Annotated in this window: 1 protein-coding gene; it reads left to right on the top strand. The window is 66.2% G+C overall.

Annotation, left to right across the window (positions count from 1 at the left end):
* On the top strand, nt 1–3,578 hold a 3,578-nt coding region (locus M2103_RS13135), incomplete at both ends, for a pertactin-like passenger domain-containing protein (protein WP_277511136.1).

Genomic DNA, 3,578 nt, shown 5'->3' with positions numbered 1-3,578 from the left:
TCTTCAGCCTTTTTCGAAGGCGTCCTCGCCCTCGAAAACACCACCTACAACCTCTTCCACAACACCGCGAACGAGTCCGCCCTCGCCAACGCGACGCTGCGCACGCAAGCCGGATCGATCATCAACCTCGGCACCAACAGCGTGTCGGGCACGATGAAAATCAACGGCCTCGAACTGATCGGCGGCACGATCAACGTGCACCTCCAGTCGCCCGACACCGCGCACGTGCTTGAAGTCAACGAGCTCACCGTCGCCAACGCGGACTCGGTGAGCTTCAACCTCGACACGAGCCTCACGCCCGCCGGCGCGCCGACCACGGGCAACTTCCTCGACCAGGACAGCGGCACGAACAGCATCCAGCTGGTCAAGGCGGCCTCGCTCGACGAGGCCGGCAAACAAATGAACCTGCTCTTCAACGGAGCGGCGCCCTCGAACACCGGCACGACGCTCATAGTCGGCGACGGGCACGGCAACACCGACATCGAGGCCACCTACAACTACGCCGCGTTCTCAAGCGGCTCGGCCCACGTCACCGGCAGCGCGCACAGCAACCACATCGAGGGTCCCGGCATCTACGTCGACTACCTGCTCACCGAACTCAAGACGAACACCAACCTCGTGCTCGACAACGCCGGAGCGACGGACACGGTCCTCGGCGCCAAAATCACCGGCACCGGCAACCTGACAATCCAGGCGCACGACACGCAAATATTCCTCAGCCACTCGAACGCCTACACCGGCACAACCACGATCAGCAGCGGCACGCTCATCGCCGCCGCCAACGACGCGCTCGGCCAAACCGCCCACCTGCTCATCACCGACACCGCCGCCTACAACCTCAACGGCCACACCCAGGCAATCGCCAACGGCGCGCAAATCGACGGGACTCTCGCCGGCTCGGGCAGCCTCGGGCTCGGCGGCCTGGCGACAATCACAAACACCAACGCCGCCTTCGCCGCCAACATCGGCGTCACCGGCACGACGATTATCAACAACACGCAAGCGCTCGGCAACACCGGCACCATCGCGATCGCATCCGGCGCGACACTCAGCGCGGACGGAGCGACCGGCGACCTTTCCAAGACGCTGGCAGGGCAGGGCGGGTTCTCACTGGTCAACAGCGCCACGATCACGCTCACCGCCGACAACACAAACTACACTGGCACCTTCGCGATCTCCGCGACCAGCCGCCTCGCCGCCTTGACCGACGCGAACCTCGGCAATGCCGCGCTCTCCGGCTCTGGCGTCTTCGAGAAAATCGACCCCGCGACCACGATCACGATCGACCACGCCAACACCACCTTCACCGGCACGACGCTAATCACCGGTGGCACGCTGCGACTCGAAAACCTCCAGGGCCTCGGTAGCAGCGCCGTCATCAACAACGCGATCCTCGACCTCGCCGCCACGGGCACCTTCGCCAACAACATCACCGGCACCGGCACGTCCCATGTGTCCCAAGGGTCTTATGGGTCCTACACAGTCCTAACCGGCACCAACTCCACCGACTGGAACATCACCGGAGCCGCGCAAGTTTCCTCGACCGCCAACCTCGGCGCGGGCGCGACCCACATCGACGGCCTGCTCGAGATCACCGCCACCACCGCCTGGGCCTACTCCAACACGCTCACCGGCACCGGCACGCTCGCCGTCAACCTTTCCGGCACCGCCTTCTCCTTCAGCCCTTCAGCCCTTCAGCCCTTCAGTCCTTTCCGCGGCACTCTCGTCCTTGACGACACTGTGCTCACCCTCGGCGTCGCCGCCAACACCGACGTGCTCGCCAACGCCGCGCTGCAACTCAACGCCGGCGGCATCCTCCACGCCAACGGCGAAACCCGCCGCATCGCCGCCCTCACGCTCAACGGAGGCGCGCTCTGGCTGCCGATGAACGGCGTCGATCCCGTCGAAGTGCTCCGCACCGGCACGCTCTCCATCACCGACCTGTCGAGCACCGTTGTCTTCGAAAACTACACCGGCGGCGCGACCCCGATCATCGACTCGCTTGCGCAAAAGAACTGGCTCGACCAGGACAACCTCACCGACAACGCCACGCTCCTCGTCTCCGCCGAAACCGTCTCCACCCCCGGCGTCCAGATCGCGATCCGCCAGGCCGACGGCACCGCGCTGTCCAACGGCCAGGTCATCGAGCACACCGAGGTCAATGCCATCTACAACTACACCGCGCAAACCGCCGGCACCGCCAGCGCCTACACCGGCACCGCCGGACTCTACTACGACTACGTGCTCGTCGAGTTGAACGTCAAGGACGGCAAAACCCTCTCCCTCACCAGCGACGGCGCGACCGACAACACCCTCGCCGCCGCCATCACCGGCCCCGGCAGCGTGCTCTACAACACCGCCTCGACGATGATCCTCACCGGCTCCAACACTTACACCGGCACCAGCACCCTCGCCACCGGCACGCTCATCGCCGGCGTTGACAACGCCCTCGGCCAAACCGACCAGCTCCACATCGACGCCGGAGCCCTCCTCGACCTCAACGACCACGCCCAAACGATCGCCAACGGCGGTCGCGTCGACGGCCACATCACCGGCACCGGCGCGCTCACCCTCGCCGGCGGCACCCTCGCGATCACCACCTCGAACACCGCCTACACCGCGCAAACCAACATCGCCAACGGCGCCACCGCGCACATCACAGACGCCGACAGCCTCGGCGACGCCTCCATCCGGCTCGACGGCACCCTGCACATCAGCAACGCCGCCACCGGCACCTTCCTCAACACCATCGAAGGCGACGGCCAGCTCATCAACGACGCCGTCGGCACCCTCATCGTCGCCACCTCCAGCCCCGGCTACGAAGGCGACGCGAGCATCGACGAAGGCCGTCTTATCGGCGCCAAGATCGACGCGCTCGGCACCGCCGCGATCACCGTCGTCGACGGCGCGGCCTTCGAGCAACTCAACCTCACCGGCACCCTGCAAAACGAACTCCACGGCGAAGGCCTTCACCAACTCACCAACAGCACGCTCCACCTCGCCAACCCCGCCGGCTACACCATCGCCGCCACCACGCTCGACGCCACCAGCGCGCTCATCCTCGAAACCACCGGCTACCGCTTCCGAGCCCTCGAACTGAACAACGGCGCGCTCGCCTTCGACGACGCCGCCCCGACCGCCGCCGCGCAAATCGACACCCTCGGCGACACCACCGGACGCCTCATCCTCAACGCGCAACTCGCCGACATCACCGCCGGCATCAACCCCGCCGGCACCGTCGCCAACCACCTCGCAATCACCGACGCCGGCGCGGGCCGCCACGACGTATACATCAACCCCGTCAGCGAACCGCCCGCCGCGATCAACTTCGCCATCGAGCTAATCACGACGGGCAGCGGCACGGCGCAGTTCGTCATGGCGAACCCCGGCGGCAAACTCGAGTATGACCTCACCACCATCGAACTGGTCCAGGGCGACGGCAGCGACTACACGCCCGACACGAACAAATGGTATCTCTCGGACCGCAACCTCAGCCACGCCGCCGACGCGATCCTCAACACCGCCTCGACACTCGCGCTCGACTGGGCCGCCGCCATGGACGCCCTGCACCTGCGCCT

The sequence above is a fragment of the Ereboglobus sp. PH5-5 genome, assembly GCF_029504805.1.
In the GTDB taxonomy this organism is placed as follows: domain Bacteria; phylum Verrucomicrobiota; class Verrucomicrobiia; order Opitutales; family Opitutaceae; genus Ereboglobus.
The sequence above is the reverse complement of the archived record's forward strand: the minus strand, read 5'-3'. Positions and strand labels throughout refer to the sequence as shown.